Raw genomic sequence first — 4,595 nt, 5'->3', positions numbered from 1 at the left:
GTGCCATCCACTATGGCATTCATTTTCTCACGCAGCACTTCCAGATCGAATGTGACCAATTCATTGGTCCCCAGCGTGATCGTACTCGGCCGCTCGGTATTGGGTCGCAGAGTCAGACAAGGTATCTGCCTGAAGGTGCTCTCCTCCTGGATCCCTCCGCTATCGGTGAGAATGAAACGGGCGTATTTGATCAGTTTCTGGAAGGAGAAATAATCCATCGGATCGGTGAGGACCAATCCTGAGATGGCATCTAAACGGGACTTCATGCCGAACTCCTCGATATTCTTCACCGTACGTGGATGGATGGGGAAGACCAATTTCAATCGGCCGGTGACCATCTCCATCAGGCTCAGTAATTTCTCCAGCTCCTCGGGATGGTCCACTGTTGCGGGTCGATGCATGGTCATCAGCACGTACTCCGATGGGCCGAGCTTATAGGTGTCCAGCACCTCACTGGCCTCTATCTCTGACTCGAAGGCCACGATGGTGTCGATCATGGTATTGCCTACGAAATGCATCTGCGACTCTGACTGTCCTTCTGCGATCAAGTGGTCCCATCCACTCTGCTCGGTGATGAAGAAGTGATCGGTGATACGGTCTGTAATGATGCGGTTTATCTCCTCGGGCATGCCGCGATCCCCAGACCTTAGACCGCTCTCTAGATGGGCGATAGGCAATTGGAGTTTGTTGGCCGTGATGGCTGCCGCCATGGTGCTATTGACATCTCCCACCACCATGACCATATCCGGTTCGACATCCAAGAGGACCTTTTCAAGACCTACCATGATGTCAGCAATCTGCTGCGAGGGACTACCCGGACCGATGTTCAAGAAGATATCCGGAGTCAGACCGAATTGCTCGAAGAAGACGCCCGACATCTTCTTATCATAATGCTGACCGGTGTGTACGATGGTGAGATCGATTCCAGCGGCTTGGCAATGCTTTCTGAATTGGGTGACCTTGATGAAATTCGGTCGTGTACCCACTACAATGAGGAGTTTATCCACCTGCATGATTCACTGAGGTTCTGATTCCAGTTGGATCAAAGCGAATACCGAGTAGTTGAGCATATCCTGATAGTTGGCATCAATACCCTCTGATATCAAGGTCACTCCTTGATTATCCTCGATCTGTTTCACCCGGAGGAGTTTCATCAGGATCAGATCGCATAGCGAACTCACGCGCATTTCTCTCCATGCTTCTCCGTAGTCGTGATTCTTGCGCTCCATCAGATCATAGGTCTCCTGGATATGGCGGTCGTAGATATCGAGCACCTCGCTGTGTTCCATCTCCGTCTCCTCGCTGGCTCCCAACTCAAGCTGGACCAAGGCCATGACCGCGTAGTTGATGATGCCGATGAATTCACCGGCAATGTCCTCCCCTACTTTGCTTTCTCCGGTCTCTTGGATGGTGCGTATGCGACTGGCCTTGATATAGATCTGATCGGTCAGTGAAGAAGGTCGTAGAATGCGCCAAGCGGTCCCGTAATCCTTCATCTTCTTTTCAAAGATGTCGCGACATTGCGCTATCACCTCCCAATATTGTTCTTTCGTAGTAGGCATTGCGATCATGGAGCGGTCGAAGATATGTCATTTATGAGCAGGACTACGATCAACATAGGCGGGCGCATCATGGATTTATCCACGCCCAGAGTCATGGGAATACTCAATGTGACTCCCGATTCATTCTACGCTGGTGGAAGGCACTCTTCACTCGACCGGGTCAAGCAGCATGTGGAAAGCATGGTCTCTGAAGGAGTCGATATCATCGACATAGGAGGCGCCTCCTCCCGACCCGGGGCAGCTCAAGTCTCCCCAGAGGAAGAACTGGAGCGCATAATTCCTGCTCTGGAATGTATCAATAAGGCATATCCCGAACTTCCTATCTCGGTGGATACCTATCATGCCTTTGTCGCAAGAGAAGCCTTGGGTCTGGGAGCCCGTATCATCAACGATATCACGGCCGGGAGCTATGACTCGGAGATGCTTCAGACCATAGCATCACACCGAATACCCTACATCATCATGCACATGCAGGGTATGCCGGATCACATGCAGGACCGCCCTTGCTATAGCGATGTATTGACAGAGGTGACTGCTTATCTCTCAGAACGGATCCAAGCCTGCCAAGAAGCGGGTGTCGTGGATGTCATCATCGATCCGGGGTTCGGATTCGGAAAAAGCCTAGAGCACAATTACAGACTCATGGCCCACTGTTCTCATTTCCAGTTGCTCGATCGTCCGATGCTGATCGGTATATCGCGAAAGAGCATGGTGCAGAAAGTAGTACAAGTGGGTGCTGAAGATGCCTTGAATGGAACTACCGCCCTACATATGTATGCCCTGCAACACGGTGCTGGAATACTCCGGGTGCATGATGTGAAAGAAGCCAAAGAGACCATTCTGCTCCACCAAGCGATACGCGCAGAGTATGGATAGGAAACAGAAGAACAAATGGAAAAAGCGCTTGGTCAAACTGGCACCGCGCGAATTGGACCGTCAGATGCACACAGCGCACGAAGAGGTTTTCGAGCGATTGGACTGCCTCACCTGTGCCAATTGCTGCAAGACCACCGGACCTCTTTTCACCGACAAGGACATCGAACGGATCTCCAAACACCTGCGCATCCCCGCTTTGGAATTCATGACGCGATATCTGCGTGAAGATGAGGATGGGGATATGGTGCTACAAGAAGTACCTTGTCATTTTCTGGACGAGAACAATTATTGCAGGATCTACTCCGTGCGTCCCAAAGCATGTAGGGAGTACCCGCATACCGACCGGGTCAAACAACATCAGATCCTTGACCTGACACTGAAGAATGTTAGCGTTTGTCCGGGGGTGGAAGAGATCGTCACTTCAGTAATACAGGGAATTGATTGACCTGCACTGCAGCTGCAGCATCTACCCTGCCCCAGCCGAAATCCGGATGACGATCCGGATAATGTTCTGAGGCCAATTTGATCCTATGGATGATCTGCTCACGCGTATCCCCTGGATGAGCCGACCACACAAGCGCAGTGATTCCCGCCAATGTGGAAGTGGCCACACTCGAGCCACCAATGTAACTAGGCTGGTCACTATGCATGGCCAATGAGATCGGATGTCTATCCGAATCGGATTGACGCTCCATGATGATGGTAAAATCGACTTCAGAACCATCGTGACAGGATGCACATTTCTGTGGGCTACTCGCATCTGTGACACCGGTGACTGCCAGAGTTTCTTCCATGGTCGCAGGAAATACTACACCGTACCAGGTAGTGATGGAGAAACTGGTACCCGCTGCACAGAGGATGATATCCCCTTCATTATGAGCGTAGTATACACCGTCAGCTACCGTACTGTTATAGAAAGGATCACCTATGGACATCGAGATGACTTTGACCGATGAGCGTTTCCCGGCCACCTTGAGCGCATCGCGCACCCCAGCAGATTCATTGGAAGTGGTGATGACCACATCTTCAACTGCACGGATAGAGAGCAGATCGGCATTGTAGGCCACGCCAAGCGCATTCCCATCGTCAGACCAAGGTCCGCATGCCACTCCAGACATGGAGGTCCCATGTCCACAGTCATCTTCAGGGGAATCCAGGTCGGCCCACCAGAGTGCTCCACTCCATTTGGTGCTCAAGCGCTGAACACTGCGTCCCTCGGAATAGCCTGAATTGAAATTTTCTCCGAGGTTATCTTGATCACTCGAGATACCCGTATCCAAAACTCCTATACGGATTCCATTTCCAGAAGAGGTATTCCAGGCCGTGGGGATATTGTGCAGGGGATAGTTCCAAGGAATCTTCACGCCAAGATCATCGATGATGTAGTCCTCTGCATTGATCCCATGATCAGGTTCATTGCTACATCCGCTATCCGAACGCTGAGCCTGTTGGGCCAAGTGATAACCGGTGGGCTCCACATATCGCACATTGGGATGGCTTCTCAAGGCCTCGACTGTGCGTAAGTCAGACACTTGAAAGAAGAAGTTGGGCCATTCTCCTGAATTGAGATGTGGTGGAAGTATGTCTGCTGCTGAGAGCTCTGCTTCACCTCGAGCCTCACGCTCTATGTCCAGGACCATTTCCAGAAGTTCTGTCTTGGCCGCTCGCCATTCTGCTTGAGACATATCGATGCGATGTATCTCTTGGGAAATGTCTTTTTCTCCATTGATGCAGAATCCTACAGAAAGCAATTGGTCACTCTGCATGGCCGCACTCCAGATGTATCGAGCATCTACGTTCTTCCAATAGAACAGATCACGCTCCCCCATCTGGGCGCGTATGATCTCATCCATCTCAGAACGGTCGAGTAAGCTGCGCTGGTCTGAGGAAACGTGTGATCCTAGCGGTTCGATCTGCTCTTTAGCACAAGAGATACATAGGAGAATGATACACCAAAAGGTGATGGGTCGGAGGTCGGTCTTCATGGTCTGTTTGGTCTGTTTGGTCTGTTAGCCACAAGGTACATCCTGTGCGGTCAATCTTCCAAATCCCATCCTGACGAGATTTCAAGGGAATTGTTCAGAAACCGGATTCTCCTAGAAAAGCGTATTGAACGATGTTGGCCCCCATCTGAAGGGCTTTGGTGCGGGTCTCCTG

General features: G+C 51.1%; 5 protein-coding genes. 2 read left to right on the top strand and 3 right to left on the bottom strand.

Features of this window, described 5'->3' with window-relative positions; all coding sequences use genetic code 11:
• Together wecB and HKN79_07010 are read right to left on the bottom strand one after the other, a co-directional pair.
• Window positions 1-1,007 (bottom strand): UDP-N-acetylglucosamine 2-epimerase (non-hydrolyzing) (gene wecB / locus HKN79_07015; GenBank protein NNC83311.1); only part of this gene is annotated, 1,007 nt, incomplete at its 3' end.
• 9 nt (window positions 1,008-1,016) lie between these two features.
• Entirely contained in the window at window positions 1,017-1,562 is a 546-nt protein-coding gene (locus HKN79_07010) for a DUF1599 domain-containing protein (protein NNC83310.1), read from the bottom strand.
• A 93-nt stretch (window positions 1,563-1,655) separates the two neighbouring features.
• On the opposite strand from HKN79_07010, the gene folP reads away from it, so the two are divergent.
• Together folP and HKN79_07000 are read left to right on the top strand one after the other, a co-directional pair.
• Complete coding sequence (gene folP, locus HKN79_07005) at window positions 1,656-2,438, top strand: dihydropteroate synthase (GenBank protein NNC83309.1); 783 nt, start codon at window positions 1,656-1,658, stop codon at window positions 2,436-2,438.
• Entirely contained in the window at window positions 2,431-2,883 is a 453-nt protein-coding gene (locus HKN79_07000) for a YkgJ family cysteine cluster protein (protein NNC83308.1), read from the top strand. The genes folP and HKN79_07000 overlap by 8 nt, the downstream gene beginning before the upstream one ends.
• On the opposite strand, the gene HKN79_06995 is transcribed toward HKN79_07000, so the two are convergent.
• Window positions 2,855-4,423 carry a S8/S53 family peptidase gene (locus HKN79_06995; protein NNC83307.1) on the bottom strand — a complete coding sequence of 523 codons (1,569 nt, stop codon included), beginning with the start codon at window positions 4,421-4,423 and terminating at the stop codon, window positions 2,855-2,857. The two genes, HKN79_07000 and HKN79_06995, sit on opposite strands and share 29 nt — an antisense overlap.
• Between the last annotated feature and the right edge of the window lie 172 nt (window positions 4,424-4,595).

It is taken from the genome of Flavobacteriales bacterium, from assembly GCA_013001705.1.
Lineage (GTDB): Bacteria > Bacteroidota > Bacteroidia > Flavobacteriales_D > JABDKJ01 > JABDLZ01.
The sequence above is the reverse complement of the archived record's forward strand: the minus strand, read 5'-3'. Positions and strand labels throughout refer to the sequence as shown.

Coding starts and splice junctions, on each gene's coding strand:
- HKN79_06995 (NNC83307.1), bottom strand. CDS start 4,423: ATGAAGACCGACCTCCGACCCATCACCTTTTGGTGTATCATTCTCCTA.
- folP (NNC83309.1), top strand. CDS start 1,656: ATGGGAATACTCAATGTGACTCCCGATTCATTCTACGCTGGTGGAAGG.
- HKN79_07000 (NNC83308.1), top strand. CDS start 2,431: ATGGATAGGAAACAGAAGAACAAATGGAAAAAGCGCTTGGTCAAACTG.
- HKN79_07010 (NNC83310.1), bottom strand. CDS start 1,562: ATGCCTACTACGAAAGAACAATATTGGGAGGTGATAGCGCAATGTCGC.